The sequence below is a fragment of the Vibrio sp. B183 genome (assembly GCF_000740665.1).
In the GTDB taxonomy this organism is placed as follows: Bacteria; Pseudomonadota; Gammaproteobacteria; order Enterobacterales; family Vibrionaceae; genus Vibrio; species Vibrio coralliilyticus.
The window spans coordinates 325,426-343,829 of record NZ_JPQB01000005.1 but is presented as its reverse complement, the minus strand read 5'-3'; the positions used below and the strand labels follow the sequence as shown (position 1 = coordinate 343,829).

18 protein-coding genes and 1 tRNA gene are annotated in these 18,404 nt (G+C 46.0%); 9 read left to right on the top strand and 10 right to left on the bottom strand.

Annotation, left to right across the window (positions count from 1 at the left end):
- Positions 1 to 16: 16 nt before the first annotated feature.
- Entirely contained in the window at positions 17 to 709 is a 693-nt protein-coding gene (locus IX95_RS07240; protein WP_038158289.1) for a MaoC family dehydratase, read from the bottom strand.
- A gap of 309 nt (positions 710 to 1,018) precedes the next feature.
- On the opposite strand from IX95_RS07240, the gene IX95_RS07235 reads away from it, so the two are divergent.
- Positions 1,019 to 1,109: transfer RNA gene (locus tag IX95_RS07235), tRNA-Ser, on the top strand.
- A gap of 114 nt (positions 1,110 to 1,223) precedes the next feature.
- On the opposite strand, the gene IX95_RS07230 is transcribed toward IX95_RS07235, so the two are convergent.
- Complete coding sequence (locus IX95_RS07230; RefSeq protein ID WP_038158288.1) at positions 1,224 to 2,477, bottom strand: peptidoglycan DD-metalloendopeptidase family protein; 1,254 nt, start codon at positions 2,475 to 2,477, stop codon at positions 1,224 to 1,226.
- A 121-nt stretch (positions 2,478 to 2,598) separates the two neighbouring features.
- Positions 2,599 to 3,486 carry a helix-turn-helix domain-containing protein gene (locus tag IX95_RS07225; protein WP_038158287.1) on the bottom strand — a complete coding sequence of 296 codons (888 nt, stop codon included), beginning with the start codon at positions 3,484 to 3,486 and terminating at the stop codon, positions 2,599 to 2,601.
- A gap of 189 nt (positions 3,487 to 3,675) precedes the next feature.
- On the opposite strand from IX95_RS07225, the gene IX95_RS07220 reads away from it, so the two are divergent.
- Entirely contained in the window at positions 3,676 to 4,872 is a 1,197-nt protein-coding gene (locus tag IX95_RS07220) for a sugar efflux transporter (RefSeq protein WP_038158285.1), read from the top strand.
- 39 nt (positions 4,873 to 4,911) lie between these two features.
- On the opposite strand, the gene IX95_RS07215 is transcribed toward IX95_RS07220, so the two are convergent.
- Genes IX95_RS07215 through IX95_RS07190 form a run of 6 tightly spaced genes read right to left on the bottom strand, consistent with a single transcriptional unit; the run spans position 4,912 to position 9,470 of the window.
- Entirely contained in the window at positions 4,912 to 5,694 is a 783-nt protein-coding gene (locus IX95_RS07215; protein ID WP_038158284.1) for a heme ABC transporter ATP-binding protein, read from the bottom strand.
- Entirely contained in the window at positions 5,694 to 6,731 is a 1,038-nt protein-coding gene (locus tag IX95_RS07210) for a FecCD family ABC transporter permease (protein WP_038158282.1), read from the bottom strand. The genes IX95_RS07215 and IX95_RS07210 overlap by 1 nt, the downstream gene beginning before the upstream one ends.
- A 12-nt stretch (positions 6,732 to 6,743) precedes the next feature.
- Positions 6,744 to 7,598 (bottom strand): heme/hemin ABC transporter substrate-binding protein, encoded by an 855-nt coding sequence (locus IX95_RS07205; RefSeq protein WP_038158280.1) that lies wholly within the window; start codon positions 7,596 to 7,598, stop codon positions 6,744 to 6,746.
- Positions 7,599 to 7,606: 8 nt separating this feature from the next.
- Positions 7,607 to 8,023, bottom strand: a complete 417-nt coding sequence (locus tag IX95_RS07200) for an ExbD/TolR family protein (protein WP_038158278.1) — start codon at positions 8,021 to 8,023, stop codon at positions 7,607 to 7,609.
- Positions 8,020 to 8,709 (bottom strand): MotA/TolQ/ExbB proton channel family protein, encoded by a 690-nt coding sequence (locus tag IX95_RS07195; protein WP_038158276.1) that lies wholly within the window; start codon positions 8,707 to 8,709, stop codon positions 8,020 to 8,022. The genes IX95_RS07200 and IX95_RS07195 overlap by 4 nt, the downstream gene beginning before the upstream one ends.
- A 2-nt stretch (positions 8,710 to 8,711) precedes the next feature.
- A complete protein-coding gene (locus IX95_RS07190; RefSeq protein WP_038158274.1) occupies positions 8,712 to 9,470 on the bottom strand; it encodes an energy transducer TonB in 759 nt (252 codons plus the stop codon).
- A 172-nt stretch (positions 9,471 to 9,642) separates the two neighbouring features.
- On the opposite strand from IX95_RS07190, the gene hutW reads away from it, so the two are divergent.
- From hutW to IX95_RS07170, 4 genes are all read left to right on the top strand, one after another.
- Entirely contained in the window at positions 9,643 to 11,013 is a 1,371-nt protein-coding gene (gene hutW, locus IX95_RS07185; RefSeq protein WP_038158272.1) for a heme anaerobic degradation radical SAM methyltransferase ChuW/HutW, read from the top strand.
- Positions 11,014 to 11,024: 11 nt separating this feature from the next.
- Positions 11,025 to 11,528: a heme utilization cystosolic carrier protein HutX gene (gene hutX, locus IX95_RS07180; protein ID WP_019277742.1), complete on the top strand. Its 504-nt coding sequence runs from the start codon at positions 11,025 to 11,027 to the stop codon at positions 11,526 to 11,528.
- Positions 11,529 to 11,608: 80 nt separating this feature from the next.
- Positions 11,609 to 12,139 carry a heme utilization protein HutZ gene (hutZ, locus tag IX95_RS07175; protein ID WP_038158270.1) on the top strand — a complete coding sequence of 177 codons (531 nt, stop codon included), beginning with the start codon at positions 11,609 to 11,611 and terminating at the stop codon, positions 12,137 to 12,139.
- Between the two features lie 76 nt (positions 12,140 to 12,215).
- Positions 12,216 to 12,749 carry an ATP--cob(I)alamin adenosyltransferase gene (locus IX95_RS07170; protein ID WP_038158269.1) on the top strand — a complete coding sequence of 178 codons (534 nt, stop codon included), beginning with the start codon at positions 12,216 to 12,218 and terminating at the stop codon, positions 12,747 to 12,749.
- Positions 12,750 to 12,812: 63 nt separating this feature from the next.
- On the opposite strand, the gene malK is transcribed toward IX95_RS07170, so the two are convergent.
- Positions 12,813 to 13,934, bottom strand: coding sequence for a maltose/maltodextrin ABC transporter ATP-binding protein MalK (gene malK / locus IX95_RS07165; RefSeq protein WP_006960640.1), 1,122 nt, complete (start codon positions 13,932 to 13,934; stop codon positions 12,813 to 12,815).
- Positions 13,935 to 14,613: 679 nt separating this feature from the next.
- Here malK and malE point away from each other — a divergent pair.
- The 3 genes from malE (at position 14,614) to malG (ending at position 18,341) form a co-directional block, all read left to right on the top strand.
- Complete coding sequence (gene malE / locus IX95_RS07160) at positions 14,614 to 15,795, top strand: maltose/maltodextrin ABC transporter substrate-binding protein MalE (protein ID WP_006960642.1); 1,182 nt, start codon at positions 14,614 to 14,616, stop codon at positions 15,793 to 15,795.
- Positions 15,796 to 15,867: 72 nt separating this feature from the next.
- Positions 15,868 to 17,439, top strand: a complete 1,572-nt coding sequence (gene malF, locus IX95_RS07155; protein ID WP_038158267.1) for a maltose ABC transporter permease MalF — start codon at positions 15,868 to 15,870, stop codon at positions 17,437 to 17,439.
- A gap of 11 nt (positions 17,440 to 17,450) precedes the next feature.
- Positions 17,451 to 18,341 carry a maltose ABC transporter permease MalG gene (gene malG, locus IX95_RS07150; RefSeq protein ID WP_006960645.1) on the top strand — a complete coding sequence of 297 codons (891 nt, stop codon included), beginning with the start codon at positions 17,451 to 17,453 and terminating at the stop codon, positions 18,339 to 18,341.
- Positions 18,342 to 18,404 lie beyond the last annotated feature (63 nt).

The window sequence follows — 18,404 nt, the reverse complement described above, 5'->3', positions numbered from 1 at the left end:
TTTAAACGGTCAGTCTTTAAAAGTGCAACTGAATCACGGATACCACCACGGCACCAGGGCGACGAACCCCTTCGATTTCTACTTTAATTTCGCGCTCTATTTCTAAGCCTTTGCGAATTGGCGTTATTTTCGATAGTCGGCTTACTGCACGAACTCGGCTATCGGCTTTAACTGGGTACGGAAAACGAACCTGATTAAGACCAATATTCACCACCATTTTTGCCGTTGGGAATAACGAGTGGTCCGGATCGACACTGTCAGTTAATTTTGGCAGCATTGCTAGTGTCAAAAAACCATGCGCGATGGTCGTTTTGAATGGAGATTCGCTTTCAGCACGCTCAGGATCGGTGTGGATCCACTGCATATCTTCCGTTACCTGACCAAACTGGTTAATGCGCTCCTGAGACATGTCGAGCCAGTCACCTGTATGAATAACTTCACCAAGTTTGTCTTGCAGTTCGTCAAACAGTTTTTGTGCTTCTGGCTTCAACTCAATAGGCTTTGGCTCAGCTTTAGGTGACACGGCAGGTGCCTGCACTTCATCGTTGACTGCTGGACGTTGCAGATCTCTGAGGCGAGTAAACAGGTGGCGGTTGTTTGTCTTGTGTAAAAACTCACCCCAATATTCACGTACAGCAGGAGAAACCCATTGCATGAGCTCTGAGTGCTGCTTATCACCACGATGTTTAAATAGGTCTGCGACTTTCATATAAACCTCAGAAATCTTATATTGATAAAGGTCAACCCGTTAATTTTGAAATACTTCACAATTATGTGCAATGACTTTCGGGCGTACATGTGTTATCTCAAAGCGCTATTTCTTATATAAATCAAAGGTTTTCTAATAAAACATTATTTTATTAGAAAATGCAGTTTAGAGTATTTACGCAGTAAACTTGCCTTCTTTTTGTCGTCTTTGTCCAAAAAACCAGATGGTTAGTTTGTCGTCACTTAAACAGATAACTGCAAATTAATCCTTTACAAAACTCATGCCAATACCTAGTATACGTCCCGCAACGGAGAGATGGCTGAGTGGTTGAAAGCACCGGTCTTGAAAACCGGCATACGTTAATAGCGTATCTAGGGTTCAAATCCCTATCTCTCCGCCACTTTCGATAAAAAACCGCTGTTTATACAGCGGTTTTTTCGTATCTGGTCTATTAGTCTGAACTTAGCTCATCTGAATTTATCGGGTGAGACTAGCTCTTTGTCCTTCTGCTTTTCTAAGCCTCTTTCTTTAGACTCTTTTGCCGCGCGGCAACACTTGCGTCAAAGCTGGCAACTCGATCTGTGAATGCCGCTGACATGCTTTTAGGAATAGAAGTCGCTAACGGTAGATTGGCTTTCATCGGGTCAACGGCTCGGTTTCTCACCAGTACTTCAAAGTGAAGGTGTGGCCCCGTTAAACGACCTGTTGCTCCGGACAGGGCGATCTTCTGTCCTCTCTTCACGTGTTGCCCTTTTTTAACCAGAAAACGGCTGAGATGTAGGTAACGGGTTTTGTATACGCTGTTATGCTCGATAACCAGATATTTGCCTGCATAAGGGTGGTTTCGTACAGCAATCACTTTTCCATCTCCCGTTGAGTAGATTGGAGTGCCGACCGGCGTTGCGAAATCGGTGCCGTTATGAGGTGAAATTCTGCCTGTGACCGGGTGCCTCCTTTTAGGGTTAAAAGGCGAAGTGATACGGCGATAGGCTTTGGTTATCGGGTATCGATCAAAGGCTTGTTCTAAGCTATTACCTTCTCTGTCATAAAAGCGTCCATCGTCAGCGAGAAAAGCGGCTATTTCGTGACTTCGCATCGACAAGGAAATTCCCTCAATTTCGGCATTCCCTGTTTTATGATCATCGAGGTACTGTTCCTTAACTAGAATGTTGAACGAATCACCCGCGCGCAGATCACGAGCAAAATTTACCTTGTCCCTTAACACTCGTGTGATGTTTGCGATTTGCGTTGTGCTTAATCCTAGGCGATGCGCCGCCACAGAGAAGCTTCCATTGACCTCACCAGAGTAGAGCTTTGAACGCCAGCTACCGGGCTGTTCATCAAAACGATAGCTAAATTGCCCACTGTCGTCTTTTTCGTAAATTGCTTGCTCTACCAAACTCTCATGGAAGATCAGTGCGTTGAGTTTGCGTGTTTCATTATCAATAACGAACTCTAAATGATCGCCGGGTTTGATCGTATCCAGCTTAAGTGAAACCAGATCGGCTTCTAGAATGTGTTGTAGCGTCTGATAAGGCAGATGCCAAGCTGAGAAAATTGAACTTAATGTGTCACCTACTTTCACGATGTAGTGGACTTTCATCGGTTGAAACTTTGGAGTCACCGCATCGGGAAGAGATTGGTAGGGGACTATGGGGATTTTAACTTCAGGTGAGGGTGTTTCTTTGGTTGTTTCAACTTGAATGAATGCAGCGATGGAAAAACAAGTGACAGCGATGAGTGCTAGTAGAGAGCGTTTTGAAAGCATAGCAGGTGTTATCTATGAAATTATCGAAATGTTATAACATAACAGTCTGGGTGTGTGTAGTGTTGTTGTGTCAATGTCAGTGAGCCGTATTGATTAAGGTGACGGCCTAAGTTGGGCAGTATTACAGAAATTGCTTACGAAATGCTGAAGGCGTTATGCCTTTCATGGTTTTAAACTGGCGATTGAAGTTAGAAAGATTCTGAAAACCTGTCAGTTCGGCAATTAGCGCGATTGGTTTTGCAGAACTTGCGAGCAACTCACACGCTTTGCCTATTCGATACTGCTTCAAATGTTCGGAAAAACTCACCCCAAAATGCTTTTCATACATGCGATACAAAGAGCTCTCACTCATATGAAGAAGTTGGCAAAGATCGGAAACCTTAATAGGGCGGGCGTAGTGCTCCTCTATATAGAACCTAGCTTGCTGAATTCTTTGATAGGACTCTTTATCATCTTCAAAGCGGTGTAAATGGTAGGGAGTCGATGATAAGGTTTGCCGAGTTTGATCTTCCACTAGGAGCAAAACAATCTCCATGACTCTGACGGCCTGTATTGGCAGGGATTGTTGCTCTAAGTCTTGAGTAATGACGTGGACTCTCTGGGCGGTTTCCTTACTAAACCTGACTCCGTAGGCGGCTTCTGCCAATATGCGTTTAAAGTGATGGGCTTCTGGAATCAGCTCTTGCAGTTTCTCTAGCCATTGGTGTTTAAACCAGATGACAACGGTGTGATGAGTGCCTTGTTCCTCTCGTGACAAACGACCACTTAGCATGTGCGGCAACCCCGGCCCGTACAGCAGCAGTGTGTTGTGGTCGATCTTACCTACGGCATCGCCCGCAAAGTAATTACCTTCAAAGGCGTCGTGCGGATCTAGGTAGAGCACCAGTTCATATTCAGAATGGTAGTGCCAGGCACAGGCATACTCTTGCTTGATAACATCGCAACAATAGTGTTTGACCAACCAGTTAAAGCTAGGGTGATTGCTGATGTTTTCTATAAACGGTTTCAATTCGAAGTTCTCCCCTGACACCTTATTAGGCTAATGAAACTGCGCGAAAACTGTCAATGAAAATACATCTATTGGTGGAAAAGTATCAGATGTAGGTCGAATACTATTAATTTAGCCGTACGATACTATTTAAACTTAAGCGGTTTTCTAAAGTGAATTTCTATCTCCAGATAGTATAAAGAGCAGAATATGCATAAAGACAGAACCGCGATACTTTTTATAATCACAGCCTTCATTTCTGGGCTTTGTGGTGCCTTTTTTTACCCGCTTTCGAGCCTGTTTATAGTGGAAGCTTTAGGGGCTTCTCCAATGATGCTGTCTGCTTACATGGTGACAGCGGTTGTTAGCTCAGTGATTGTCTCGCAGGTCATAGCCCGCTACTCCGATCAGGGTTGGCAAAGAAAGCGAATACTGATTGTGTCGTTGAGCTGCTATTTGGTGACCGTGGTGAGCTTTATCTTTATTCGCGAATTTTGGTTAGCGATAGTGGTTGTGACGCTGTTTGGCAGTGTCAGTGGTGCTTCTTTTGGTCAATTGTTTGCGCTAGGCAGAGAGTATGGCGACAGTCGGTTTGAAGATAGCACCAGCTTTTTGTCGATAATGCGGGCAGGGATTGCGATTGCTTGGGTATTTGGCCCTCCGGTGGCGTTTATCCTTAAAGCACAGTTTGGTTTCAATGCTTCTTTTGCTGCGTCTGCCTTTATTGTCTGTACAGCGATTGTCGTTATTGCATGCTACCTGCCAGATAGTGTTGTAAAGCCTGATATCGAAGAAAAAGATAAAGTGACAGCTCCTAGTTCAATAAACTTTCTGATTGTGTTGTATGCCTTTGTTGTGGTGTTCGCCTTTGCGGCAAACAACTTATACATCGTCAGTATGCCGCTCTATTTGTCTCAGGAGTTAAAAGTGGAAGCAAACTGGCTTGGAGTGCTGTTTGGAGTGGCAGCGTTGTGCGAGATCCCAGTCATGTTCTACGCCGGAAAGCTGGCTGCTAGGTTCGGTACCGTACGTGTTATGTCGGTCGGTTTGGTGAGTGGTTGTTTGTTCTTTATGACCATGTTGATGGCAACAGACAAAGCCATGCTGATTGCTGCCCAGATCTTCAATGGCATTTTCATTGGCAGTTGTGCAACGTTGGGAATGGTTGCGCTACAGGACATGATGCGTGACAGGTTGGGAACTGCATCAACGCTGTTTTCAAATTTACTCAACGTTAGTATGTTAGCCGCCAGTTTAGCCGTTGGCATTGTTGGAGAGCTACTCAGTTACTACAGTGCTTTTTATGTCTGCTTGTTCGCGATAGTGCTAGCGTATCTATTGCTATCTCTATTCGCTTACAAGTTAAACAAAAAGCAACGCCAAGCACCGTGTCCAGCGACGGCTTAATCAACCAATGAAAAGGAGCGCTTGATGCGCTCCTTACTTTTATGCTGCTGGGTAAACCATGGGGAAATCCAGTGATGGATGTTTGTCTACCAAAGACTTATAGCCGTAGACGGATTCAATCATTTCGGATGTCAGAGCTTCCCAAGGTGTTGCGTCACACACCAGCCCTCCGTCGTGCAGTACCACAAGGCGATCAGAATATTGAGCAGCCAAATTGAGGTCATGCAAGACCACGACTACGGCGGTGTTCTGCTCGTCTGCGAGTTGGCGAGCAATCTTCAGCGTATTGTGTTGATGGGCTAGATCCAGTGCAGATGTCGGCTCATCGAGCATCAAAATTTTCTCGTCGCCTGAGTGAGATAATTGCACTAATACGCGTGCGAGGTGCAGGCGTTGCTTTTCACCACCGGATAGAGAAGGGTAGAGGCGCTCGGCAAGGTGCCCAACATCCGTCATCTCCATGTATTGTTTTGCTAGCGTTTGAGTCTCTTTGTTAGGCAGGTTAAGTGGAATGGCGCCTAGCTCAACCACCTCATGCGCCAGAAACGGGAAGCTCAAGGTGCTGTGTTGAGGCAGCATTCCAAGATGTTTGGCTAGTGTGCCTGCTTGCCACTCTTCTCGATGCTTACCAAAATACTGAATGTTATTGTTGGATGGGATTTCACCACAGAGCAATTTGAGCAACGTACTCTTTCCTGCTCCATTGGGGCCAAGTAACGCAGTCACTTCTCCTGCTTTAATCTTGATATCCACATCATCCAAAACTTTGCGTTTTCCAAAACGCATTGAGATACCTTCACCGGACAGTACAACTTTTCCCATTACAAGATCTTCCCTTTTTGTTTGAACAGCAGATAGATAAAGAATGGCGCGCCAATGATAGCGGTGACGATACCTACAGGGAGTTCAGCGGGCGCAAAAGCAACACGAGAGAACATATCAGCGAAGGTGAGGAGCAATGCGCCCATCAACGCAGAAATTGGTAGTAGGGTACGGTGGTCAGGGCCAGAAAGCATCCGACCTAAATGCGGAATAACCAAACCAATGAAACCGATCATGCCAGATACGCTTACTGTCACGCCGACACCAATGGCAGTAAGCAGTATGAGTTGGCGTTTGAGCTTCTGTACGGGGATACCAAGGTGGTTGGCCTCTGCCTCACCCAGCAATAAGGCGTTGAGAGGCATAGCTTTGCGCATAAAAATAACCATCAGTATCAATAGAGTGACGGCACAAAGCACAATGCTGGTCCAGTTAGCGCCAGCCAGAGAGCCCATTTGCCACAGCGATAAATCCCGAAGCATCTGATCATTGGCGACAAAACTCATAAAGCCGATACCAGCGCCAGACAAAGCACTGATCGCCACGCCTGCTAGGAGCATGATAGTCACTGACGTTCCCATTTTGCTGGTCCCGAGCTTATACACCATGATGGTTGTCAGAGCACCACCAAAGAAAGCGAAAAGAGGTACGGCGGCAAAGTTCATTAATTGAGGATAATCAATACTGAATCTTGCAAACATCACGATCGCGAAAGCGGCCCCCAAAGAAGCACCGGCAGAGACACCAATGATGCCCGGCTCTGCGAGTGGGTTACGAAACAGCCCTTGCATCACTGTGCCGCAAATCGCCAATATGGCACCTACCAACATGCAAAGCACGGTTCTAGGGAAACGAATCTCGTGAATGACCATATTGATGTGAGGCGCGAGATCGTTAGAGCGAATAATCAGACTGTATACGCTGTCCATAAAACTGATGTTCATTGGACCAACAGTCACAGAGGTTAGCGCTGTCAGCGCCAGTATGGAGCCGAACAGCGTTAGAATTGCGGATAGAGGAATACGACGTAACAACATAAATACGGGCGTTTATTCTACGGTAGTCAGGATCTGGCTTAGGCGCTCAGCTTCAGAAAGACTCTTCAAACCAAGGCCGCCGACAAGTGCATGGCCGTCAACAGTAATAATGTTCTTTGATTGACCAGCAGGTGTGGCCGCCAATAGTGGCATTTTAGCCAGAATGGCATCAGCTCCTCCCATCTTCTCGTAGCTACGGCCACTAACCAAGATGACATCAGGTTGCATCTCTACCATGGCTTCAGTAGACAGTGGCTTGTATGAATCCAGCTTACTTGCCGCTGGGTTAATGCCTCCCGCCAGCTCGATGATTGCATTTGGTGTTGTGCTTGCTCCCGCTACATTGGCCGGGCGTCCTTCATGAATCAGCAGAAACAGGACTTTTTTGGCTTCTTTGGTTTGAGCTTTGTTTTTCTCAAGGCTCGAAATCTGTTGGTTTACTTCCGCTTTGAGCGCTTCAGCGTTCTTCTGGCTATCGGTTAGCGCCGCGATTTCATCAATGCGTTCCAGCAAGCCTTCAGGAGTTGGTAGGGTATTGACGATATCGACTTCAACACCAGCGGTTTTTAGCTGGCTAAGGCTCGTTTCTGGCCCCATTTCATCGGAACCAATCAATCGTGTTGGGTTGAGTGCCATCAAGCCTTCAGAGGACAAACGGCGATGGTAACCAATCTTTGGAAGCTCTAGATCTTGTGGTAGTTCGCTAGTGACATCAACGGCAACCAGCTGGTTTTGCTGCTCTAAGGCGAGGATTAGTTCTGTTACAGCGCTACCCGCGCTGATGATACGTTCATTCGCCATTGCTGTTGCAGCAACCGCAGAAAGGGAAAGGGCGGCAATTCCTTTGATCAATGTTTTCTTAAGCATAATAGACTCTATTGTTTTAATTCTTCCGTAAGTAGTTGTGTCGCCTGGATACTGTTTTCTTGTAAGAAGGCGAGTAGCTTGACGAGGTATTGCACGTCAGCGGTTTTCTCTGCACCAATCACTATCGGATGATTGTTTGATTTATGCTCTTCCAGCAGAGCAAGTTTGAAGTTTTCCCAATCAATGTATTCTTTGCCATTGATTGCCCAGTAGGGCTCATTTTCGAGAATATTGACGGTAATAGACTTAGTATCCACTTCCGCGACCGCTTGTGAGTCAGTCGTTGGAAGATCGACTTCCAGTGAATCGAGCTTGACGGCTGCGGTGAGCATCAGGAACACCATGACGATAAAAATAATATCCAGTAGAGGAGTGAGATCAGGAGTTAGACCGAAGTTACTCTTCTCTTGTGATACTTTAATCATGATGACGCCTCGGTCACTGGTATTGGGGTTTTCGCTGATACCTGAGGTGAAACGTGTTGGAGACTGATGCCCTCCAACCACAAGTTAACGTAGTTGAGAGTGTGTTCTAGTTTCGCCATGACTTTATCCGCCCACAGGCCAAGCAACTGAGCGCCCGCAATGGCAGGTAGGGCGATCAGCAGGCCAGCAGCGGTTGTGCGCATTGCTAAACCAAGACCGTCAGCGAGATCGTTGGGTGTAATACTGCCCGTTGATGCGGCAACGCCTTTGAACATTTCTATAAGGCCAAGTACCGTCCCCAGCAGGCCAATCAATGGGCTGATCACACCGATGAGAGTCAGCAAACGAAGACCGGAATTGAGTTGATGACGCTTTTCCTGAAGCCACATACCCGCGGCATCTTCACGCAAAACTTTGGAAAACGAATGGTGGGCTAACAGCATCGCTACGCCTTTATATAGCAGTGGGCGGCGTGGAGAGAGTTTCTCTGCTAGGGTTTCTAGTTGCTGCTTGTCGGAAGGGGAAATTTGGTTGAGCTCATTGCGGATAGCGCGCTTACCCACGCCCAAACTGATCATGACTTGAAACAAACGTTCGGTGATGATCATAACGGTTAATGCTGAACAAATGATCAGTGGCCATGTCATCAGGCCAAGCTGTTCTTGTAATTGATGTAGTTGTTCCATTGTTAATCCAATTTAAAGCGAACGGGTAATCTGACGCGGTGGGCCATTTTTTGTCCGTTAACGATGTGCGGGGAAAATTTCCACTTTTTGATGGCTTTCAGAGCAGAGTTATCCAAGATGGTTGCTCCGGAAGAAGAAATTAAGATTTGTCTGACCTGATCACCGTTTTCATCCAGCCAGACTTCATACATAGCTACGCCTTCAAGCTTTCTTTTCTGTGCAAGTCTTGGATAGACAGGTCGAGTCGGTTTAGATAAGAAGCTAGGTCTGTTTACCAGGACTGGTTCTTGGCTAACGCCTTGGTTTACCTCAGCAGGTTGAGGTTTCGTTTGTTCGACAACCTCTTTTTTCTTTTCTGGCTTTTCTACAGTTTTTTTAGCAACAGGCTGTTCTTGTGGCTTCTTCTGCGTTGTTTTCTTAACGGGTTTGTCAGTCTTTTTCTCAACCACCTTTTTCTGTTGTTTAGGTGCCTCTTTCTTTACTACCGGCTTCTCTTTCACCACCGGCTTTTTCACTGGCGGTTCGACTTTCGCCGGCTCAACTGGTTTAGGAGGCTCAGGTGCTTCTACGGGTTGTTCAGCGACAGGCTCCGGTTCTGCTGGTGGTTGTGGAGTGGGTACGGCTTTGAAATTGATAGAGACCGTGGAAGATTGCGCACCAGCAGGCATCGCATGAAGCTTTGGTTCATCAGCGACAAAGAGAATTGCGGTATGAAGAGCAAGGGAAACGCCTCCTGCTATCGCATATCTTTTTAGGTTCACTACCAGCCTCGCGAATGAATCATTTTTTACAACATGGAATGAGATTATTACTTACAATCGAAATAAGATCAATTATCAATTGCATTATCATTTGCGCCATTTTATGATCGTTGGCAGTTTTGAAAGATTTAGCGCGAGCCCTTGTGGAATAAGCGTTAAGAGATGTTATGTGATGTTAAATATTGATAAATTTGATGAATCGATTTTGGGAGAGGATACGCCTGATCCGTTGCGATTTGCGTTCCCCAAAAAGCATTCTGCTCATGCGGGCGGTATGGCATCTCCCATCATGCCTGAGCAAAAAGTGCCACTTCTCAACACCTTGTATGAACAACAAGGTCAACGTAACAAAAAGCGTTGCCTATACATTCATATTCCTTTCTGCCGGGTCCGATGTACTTTCTGCAATTTCTTCCAAAATGCTGCGAGCCGAAAACTGGTCGATGACTACCTCGAAGCTCTGATTAATGAAATCAAACTGAAGAGCGCTTTGCCTTGGACACAGACCGGTGTTTTCCATGCGGTTTATATTGGTGGTGGAACACCGACCGATCTTTCGGCCGAGCAGGTGGAACGTCTGGGTAAAGCCATTCGTCATCATTTCCCGCTGTCTACAGATTGTGAGATCACCTTAGAAGGGCGAATCAATCGATTCAGCGAAGAAATGTTTGAAAGAGCTCTGGAAGGCGGCTTTAACCGTTTCTCCTTTGGTATCCAGAGTTTCGATACCAAAGTCCGCCGTAGTGCAAAACGTCTGGACGATCGTGAAGTTGTACTGGAGCGTGTCGCGCAGTTCGCTGCCACCGAAGAAGCGCCAATCATTCTTGACCTTCTATACGGTCTTCCGTATCAGACGCTAGATGTATTCGAGCAGGACTTGAATGATTTCATGTCGACAGGCGCTCACGGGTTAGATCTCTATCAGCTTGTAGTCGGTGGAACCGCGCCGATGCTGAATTTGGTTGAAAAAGGCAAGATGCCACCACCAGCAACGACACCAGATAAAGCAGCAATGTATGAACTTGGCGTCGCTTTTATGGACAAACATTATATGCGCCAGCTAAGTGTTAATCACTGGGCAAGAGACAATCGAGAGCGCAGCCAGTACAACAGCCTAGCCAAAACATACGCTGAAGTATTACCTATCGGCTGTGGCGCTGGTGGCAACATTGGTGGTTACGGAATGATGAACCACCGTACATTAGAAACTTACATGAACGCGATGAAGTCTGGTGATTCAGTCGTCGCGATGATGACCAAGCAACATGCTCTGGAACCTTTGTTTGCTGCCATTAAATCTGGTTTCGACAAAGGTGTCGTTAGGCGTCATCAACTACCTTTATTAGCAGGCAAAGATACGTTTGAGTTCTTTATGCCACTGTTTGAAGTATGGCAGAACAAAGGCTTAGCCCGTATTGAAGGGGATTATCTAGCATTGACTTTAGCTGGCAGCTTCTGGGCAGTCAGTCTGGCGCAAGCTTGCATTCAAGCATTGCAAAAAACACATTCTGAAGTAACCGTGTCACACAAAGTGGCACTCTAAGTGGAATTATTATGGAAGCACTAAAACAACAAGTCGCTCAACTGATAGAGCAAGAACCGACACTTCTACCTGCTGCAATTGCAGAGCGTTTAGAGGTGTCTGAATTCGAAGCGGTAGCGGCTCTACCAGAAGAGATGATTGCTTTGGCTCCGGGAGAGCAGGCTCAGTCTGTCTTGGAAAACCTGGTCGGTTTTGGCCCAGTGACAACCATTGTTCATTCGTTCGGTTCAATCTTTGAAGTGAAGGCTCCATTCCCGAAAGGCAAAGTTGCTAGAGGCTACTACAACCTGATGGGTAAAGAAGGCGAGCTTCATGGTCACCTTAAGTTAGACAACGTGAAAAATATCGCGTTAGTTAGCAAACCGTTCATGGGACGTGAGAGTCACTACTTTGGCTTCTTCTGTGAACAAGGGAATAACATTTTTAAAATCTATCTAGGACGCAACGAAAAGCGTGAGCTGATCGCTGAACAGGTAGAAACATTCAAGCAGTGGCAGCAAGAGCTACGCAAATAAATAGGAGCACCGGCATGACAGGTTATGCCGGAAGCCAACATTATTAGAAATAAAAAGTATTGAAAAGTCAGGAGTTAAAAATGGATCCACAAGTAAAACAAGAGCGTCTTCAAGGTCGTCTTGGTCCGGAAATCAAAGAGTTTCGCCAAGAGCGCCGCACGCTTCAGCTAGCCACCGTTGATGCTGATGGTCAACCGAACGTGAGCTACGCGCCATTTGTTCAAAACCAGGAAGGTTATTTTATTCTAATCTCAGAAATTGCGCGCCACGCTCGCAACCTTCAGGTTAACCCAAATGTTTCTATCATGATGATCGAAGACGAAGATACGTCAAAGCAGCTGTTTGCGCGCAAACGTCTGACATTTGATGCGGTAGCAAATGTCGTTGACCGTGAGTCTGAGCAGTGGCAACAAATTGTGGGCCAGATGAAAGAACGCTTCGGTGAAATCATTGATGGTCTGAGCCAACTACAAGACTTTGTTCTTTTCAACCTGAAAGCGGAGAAAGGTCTGTTTGTAAAAGGTTTTGGTCAGGCTTATCAGGTATCAGGTGATGATTTGGTTGATTTTGTCCACCTTGAAGAAGGTCATAAGCAGGTAGAAAACGCTTAAGCTGTCCAATTAAGTCGAAAACTGTCTGATAAGGGAGCTATACTGGCTCCCTTTGTTGTATCTGAAAGGGAAAAGCGTGAAACCTGTAAGCAAGGATCATGGGGAAATTTGTTATCCCTTTATTTATGAAGACAGCCCAGTGTGTGACTTTGAGATTGCGGCGGATGAGCTGTGTACAAGGATTGGTCTGGTCTTGACGATGGAGCTGGATGACTATAGCCGAGATGTGCTGCAACGAGTCCAGCCTTATGTTTATCACTTGAATGGTTCGGTGCGAGGAAAACTGGCCATTTTTGAGGATAACCTGCAGGAGCTTTATCATGATTATAATACACTGCGTGAAAAGCTAGACGGAGGTTTTAAAGGCTTTGTATTGCCCGGAGGGCATTCTATTTCAGCAGAGTTGCATTTGTGCAGGACACAAGCGAAGAAAGTTGTGCGTGCTCTTGTGGCGATCGAACATGCGGGTAAAAAATCGCCTGATCCTATTTTGTTTCGATATGCTAATTTGCTAGCGAATGTCATGTATACGTTGGCTTCTTATATCAACCGCATGCAACAAGTCGTTGAAACGGAATTCGTTAGCAAAAGTTATCCAATGCCAAAATAGTATGGGGTAACGGAAATGAAAACGCCCGGCATTGAGCCGGGCGTTGTTTTAATCGGTTGATGATTATGCTTCGAAATCAACACCTGCTTCTTTGTACAGGCGGCGACAAGCTTTACCATCACTGTGGAACAAGTGACAACGGTGTGCTGGAATGCCTACCATCAGTTTGTCTCCAGCTTCTACCGCTAGCGTATCTGGTTGGCGATAGATCATATCTGCGTCAGCTGCATCAATGTGCATGTACACCTGAGTTTCGTTACCCAACTTCTCTACGATGTTGACTTCACCTTCAATGGCAGCATCACCTTGATCAGCTGGAAGCAAGTGTTCTGGGCGCACACCCAGTGACATACGCTCGCCACGTGTTACCGTGCGGCCATCAACCGGAATCCAGAAAGTGGTACCGTTAGCCAGTTGAACCATGACTCGATCGTCTTCTACAGCTTCAATGAAGACACTCATGAAGTTCATTTTAGGTGAGCCGATGAAACCAGCCACAAAGCGGTTTTGAGGGTAATGGTATAGCTCAAGTGGTTTACCAACCTGAGCAACATAGCCTGCGTCCAATACCACGATCTTATCAGCCATAGTCATAGCTTCTACCTGATCGTGAGTTACATAAATCATGGTACAACCTAGTTTGCGCTGAAGCTTAGTAATCTCAGAACGCATCTGAACACGTAAAGCTGCATCTAGGTTTGATAGTGGTTCATCAAGAAGGAAAACATTAGGTTGAGAAACCAGAGTACGACCAATCGCTACACGCTGACGCTGACCACCTGAAAGGGCTTTTGGTTGACGATCTAGCAGGTGACTAAGTTGAAGAATTTCCGCTGCGTGTTCAACGCGCTTGTCGATTTCACCTTTGTCGGCTTTCGCCAGCTTGAGGCCAAACGACATGTTGTCGTATAAGTTCAGGTGTGGGTATAACGCATAAGACTGGAATACCATACCTACGCCGCGCTGAGAAGGTTCAACTTCATTCATGCGCTCTTCACCAATGTAAAGATCACCCGAAGTAATGTCTTCTAGACCAGCAATACAACGTAGCAGAGTTGATTTACCACAGCCTGATGGACCGACGAAGACAACAAACTCGCCTTCTTGAATGTCCAGATCAACGTTCTTTGAGATTAAAACGTCGCCATAAGCTTTACATACATTTTTTAACGTGACACTCGCCATCTAGCTCGCCCTCGATCAATATTTTTATTTTACTGCCCATCATTATATGAATTATCGCGCGAGCAGTAAGTGTAGGAATTCGGTAAGGTGAATTGAAGTGTAAGAAAATAAGGGTGATGGATTCAATCGCATCACCCGTCAAAGCCAAAATAAAGTTCGCTTCCCCCGTATGAAAGTAACTGTCTCCCCCGTTGAATCCAAACTGGTAATGACACCAGAATCACTACGAACATCTACTTCATAACAGCGAACCCCACGGCATTGCAAACCAGCTTTAGTTTGATTGCAAAGCAATCATAAACACACTGGAAAGGGTTCTTACCATCCACTCTTGGATGACTGTAGTTTGGCTTTCTTGGACTGTTACTGCATCCTCCTGATGATTTTTTTTAAAGGGGTAGTAGGCGGGGAGTAGGGAGAGGAGGGCTGATCGCACGGAGTTAGATCGAGTTCAAAGAAATCTGGGGTTTGATAGTGAAATCGATCACGTTAAGCGTCATTTTTGTGATTCTGGTCGCCTTCGCCGAAGGATGACGATCACGAAAATAGGCCATAATACCGAGGGCGTAGGGAGTAGGAGGATGAGCTAATTGACAGTTTAGCTAAAAATGTATGTCGAAATACGGTGAAACCTCTGAACGGTGGAACCCTACAACACAAATATAAAAAGGATATGATCATGAAAAACGCCCTAAGCACAGTGGCACTAGGTACCCTAGTTGCTCTTGGCTCATTTGGTGCAAATGCTGCTATCGAAGAAGGTCAATTAACTATCTGGATCAACGGCGATAAAGGTTACAACGGACTTGCTGAAGTAGGAAAACAGTTTGAAGAAGAAACGGGGATCAAAGTAACAGTTGCTCACCCAGACGCACTTCAAGACAAGTTCCCTCAAACTGCAGCGACCGGTGATGGTCCTGATATTGTGTTCTGGGCTCACGACCGTTTTGGTGGTTACGCTGAAGCAGGTCTTCTAAGTGAAATTAAGCCGTCTAAAGAAGTGAAAGAAGGCATCGTAGACTTCGCGTGGGATGCGGTTAAATACAACGGCAAAATCATCGGTTACCCAGTTGCGGTTGAATCTCTGTCTCTTATCTACAACAAAGACCTAGTGCCAAACCCACCTAAGAGCTGGGAAGAAGTTGAAGCACTCGACACTAAGCTGAAGAAAGAAGGCAAGTCTGCCATCATGTGGAACCTGAAAGAACCGTACTTCACATGGCCACTAATGGCGGCTGACGGTGGCTACGCGTTCAAATACGGCGCTGAAGGTTACGACATCAAAGACGCGGGTATTGCGAACGATGGCGTGAAAGACGCAATGAACTTTGTAAAAGGTCTGGTAGACAAAGGCGTGATCTCTTCTGATATGGATTACTCAGTTTCTGAGTCTGCGTTTAACCAGGGCAACACAGCGATGACCATCAACGGCCCATGGGCTTGGGGTAACATCGAGAAATCTGGTATCAACTACGGTGTAACGACGCTACCTAAGTTTAACGGTCAGTCTTCTAAGCCATTCGTTGGTGTACTAACGGCGGGTATCAGCACAGCTTCTCCAAACAAAGATCTAGCGGTTGAGTTCATCGAGAACTACCTACTGACTAACGACGGTCTACGTAAAGTTAACAATGACAAGCCACTAGGTGCGGTAGCGCTTAACTCTTTCCAACGTGAGCTAGATGCAGACAAGCGTATTGCAGCGACAATGGACAACGCGATGAATGGCGAAATCATGCCAAACATCCCACAAATGAACGCGTTCTGGGGTAGTGCTAAGAACGCTATCATCAACATCGTTGATGGTCGTCAGTCTGTAGATGCAGCACTGGCTGACGCAGAAAAACAAATGACAAAATAATTGTCGACCTTTTTAAGGAGGGGGTAACCCCTCCTTCATTTCTTTGTTTTATTATCGCTAGCAGGTTCTTTTATGCAGTCAGTTCAAGGTACAGATGCTATGACATCACCAACAACGAGCTTGCCTTCAAGTAAAAATGTATTCATAAAGTGGGCGCTTCTTGGCTCAGTCGGTATTCTTAATGGCTACGCGACGATTCTAATGTATTCACGTGGTGAGATTGCGTTTGCACTTCTTACCCTTATCGTAACCGCACTTGCCCTTTATATCTTTGGTAGTAAAAAGACTTACGCACATCGCTACATTTACCCGGGTATCGCAGGCATGATTTTATTCATTCTGTTCCCGCTGGCGTACACCGTTGGTCTTGCCTTCACTAACTACAGTGCGAAAAACCAGCTTTCTTTTGAACGTGCTCAGTCTGTTTTGCTTGATCGTACTTATCAAAGTGGTGATAGCTACCCGTTCTCTCTTATCAAGACAGAGAATGGCCACCGTATTTCTGTGAGAAAAGGTGATCAGCTATTCGCGACAGAAGAATTCAATCTCTCTACGTTATCAGGTGATATGTCGTTGTCTCCTGTCGAGCAAGTTGAAGGTGAAAAAGAGAAAATTAAAGCCATCATCAAGAACAAATCTGTTCTTGGCGCTGTAGACCTGCACTTGCCGTCAGGTGAAGACATTCGTATGAGCGGTTTGCGCAAGTTTGCGGCAGTTGTCCCACTTTACACTTTGCAAGCGGATGGGGAGACGCTCTACAACAATGAAACGCAAGAGAACCTACGCCCTAATAATGAAGTCGGCTTTTACCAACCAGTTGATGAAAATGGTCAATTTGTGGGCTCAACCGTCTCACCAGGTTTCATTGTAACGATTGGTACTGATAACTTTGAGCGTGTCTGGAAAGATGACGGCATCAAAGAACCCTTCATTAGTATTTTCATCTGGACGATTGTGTTTTCGGCAGTCAGTGTTGCTCTGACGGTTCTGATTGGTTTGGTTCTGGCGAGTGTTGTTCAGTGGGAAGAGCTGAAAGGGCGTGCGATTTATCGCGTACTGTTGATTCTGCCTTATGCTGTTCCGGCATTTATCTCGATTCTTATCTTCAAAGGTTTGTTCAACCAGAGCTTTGGTGAAGTGAACATGGTCTTGGAGGCGATGTTTGGCATCAGCCCAACGTGGTTCTCTGACCCGTTCTTGGCGAAACTGATGATCATCATCGTGAACACTTGGTTAGGCTTCCCTTACATGATGATTCTGTGTATGGGCCTACTTAAAGCGATTCCAGAAGATTTGTATGAAGCATCGGCGATTGACGGAGCGAACTTTATCGACAACTTCCGTCGCATCACGCTACCACTTATGATCAAACCACTGACGCCACTACTAATTGCGAGCTTTGCGTTTAACTTCAACAACTTTGTATTGATTCAGCTTCTGACTCAAGGTGGTCCGAACATGATTGGTACGTCGGAGCCTGCGGGCTACACCGACCTATTGGTTAACTACACATACCGCATCGCATTTGAAGGTGCTGGTGGTCAGGACTTTGGTCTGGCAAGTGCAATCGCTACGCTTATCTTCTTGTTGGTTGGTGCGCTAGCGCTATTGAACCTTCGTGTAACAAAAGTAGCTCAGGACTAAGGAGAGACACAATGGCAATGGTACAAGGCAAGTCATTAAAATACCGTGTTTGGGCTACTCACATCGCAATGTGGGCGTTCCTAGCACTGATTATCTTCCCGCTGTTGATGATCATCGCGATTTCTTTCCGTGAGGGTAACTTCGCAACGGGGAGCATTATTCCAGAAAACCCATCTCTAGAGCACTGGAAGCTGGCATTAGGCTTTTCCGTAACTAATGCGGATGGTTCAGTTACTCCACCGCCATTCCCTGTTCTAACATGGTTGTGGAACTCGGTAAAAGTCGCTGGGATTAGCTCGATTCTTATCGTGACACTTTCTACAACCTCGGCATACGCGTTTGCTCGTATGAGGTTCAAAGGTAAGAACACCATCCTTAAGGCGATGATGATCTTTCAGATGTTCCCAGCTGTACTAGCATTGGTGGCGATTTATGCTCTATTTGACAAGCTAGGCCAGTATATTCCATTCCTAGGTCTGAATACTCATGGCGGTTTGATCTTCTCTTACCTCGGCGGTATCGCGCTTCATGTGTGGACGATTAAGGGATACTTCGAGACGATTGATAATTCGCTAGAAGAAGCGGCAGCATTGGATGGAGCAACACCTTGGCAGGCGTTCCGATTGGTTCTACTTCCTCTGTCGGTGCCAATTCTTGCAGTAGTGTTTATCTTGTCATTCATTATGGTGGTCGGTGAAGTTCCGGTGGCATCTTTGCTACTTTCTGATGTAAACTCATATACATTAGCGGTTGGTATGCAGCAGTATCTTTACCCTCAAAACTATCTATGGGGTGATTTCGCGGCAGCAGCAGTATTATCTGCACTACCAATTACCATCGTATTCTTACTTGCGCAGCGCTGGTTGGTCGGAGGATTAACCGCCGGTGGTGTGAAAGGCTAATAAGAACGATAAGGGCGACCGTGAGGTCGCCCATTTTGTTTCTCGACTTAACACTTTTGGTTT

Bases quoted from the DNA above. Each gene is read 5' to 3' on its own strand.
- hutX (WP_019277742.1), top strand. From the start codon at position 11,025: ATGGAAGCACTAAAACAACAAGTCGCTCAACTGATAGAGCAAGAACCG.
- hutW (WP_038158272.1), top strand. From the start codon at position 9,643: ATGTTAAATATTGATAAATTTGATGAATCGATTTTGGGAGAGGATACG.
- IX95_RS07240 (WP_038158289.1), bottom strand. From the start codon at position 709: ATGAAAGTCGCAGACCTATTTAAACATCGTGGTGATAAGCAGCACTCA.
- IX95_RS07200 (WP_038158278.1), bottom strand. From the start codon at position 8,023: ATGATTAAAGTATCACAAGAGAAGAGTAACTTCGGTCTAACTCCTGAT.
- malK (WP_006960640.1), bottom strand. From the start codon at position 13,934: ATGGCGAGTGTCACGTTAAAAAATGTATGTAAAGCTTATGGCGACGTT.
- IX95_RS07220 (WP_038158285.1), top strand. From the start codon at position 3,676: ATGCATAAAGACAGAACCGCGATACTTTTTATAATCACAGCCTTCATT.
- IX95_RS07210 (WP_038158282.1), bottom strand. From the start codon at position 6,731: ATGTTGTTACGTCGTATTCCTCTATCCGCAATTCTAACGCTGTTCGGC.
- malG (WP_006960645.1), top strand. From the start codon at position 17,451: ATGGCAATGGTACAAGGCAAGTCATTAAAATACCGTGTTTGGGCTACT.
- malE (WP_006960642.1), top strand. From the start codon at position 14,614: ATGAAAAACGCCCTAAGCACAGTGGCACTAGGTACCCTAGTTGCTCTT.
- IX95_RS07215 (WP_038158284.1), bottom strand. From the start codon at position 5,694: ATGGGAAAAGTTGTACTGTCCGGTGAAGGTATCTCAATGCGTTTTGGA.
- malF (WP_038158267.1), top strand. From the start codon at position 15,868: ATGCAGTCAGTTCAAGGTACAGATGCTATGACATCACCAACAACGAGC.
- IX95_RS07195 (WP_038158276.1), bottom strand. From the start codon at position 8,709: ATGGAACAACTACATCAATTACAAGAACAGCTTGGCCTGATGACATGG.
- IX95_RS07205 (WP_038158280.1), bottom strand. From the start codon at position 7,598: ATGCTTAAGAAAACATTGATCAAAGGAATTGCCGCCCTTTCCCTTTCT.
- IX95_RS07230 (WP_038158288.1), bottom strand. From the start codon at position 2,477: ATGCTTTCAAAACGCTCTCTACTAGCACTCATCGCTGTCACTTGTTTT.
- hutZ (WP_038158270.1), top strand. From the start codon at position 11,609: ATGGATCCACAAGTAAAACAAGAGCGTCTTCAAGGTCGTCTTGGTCCG.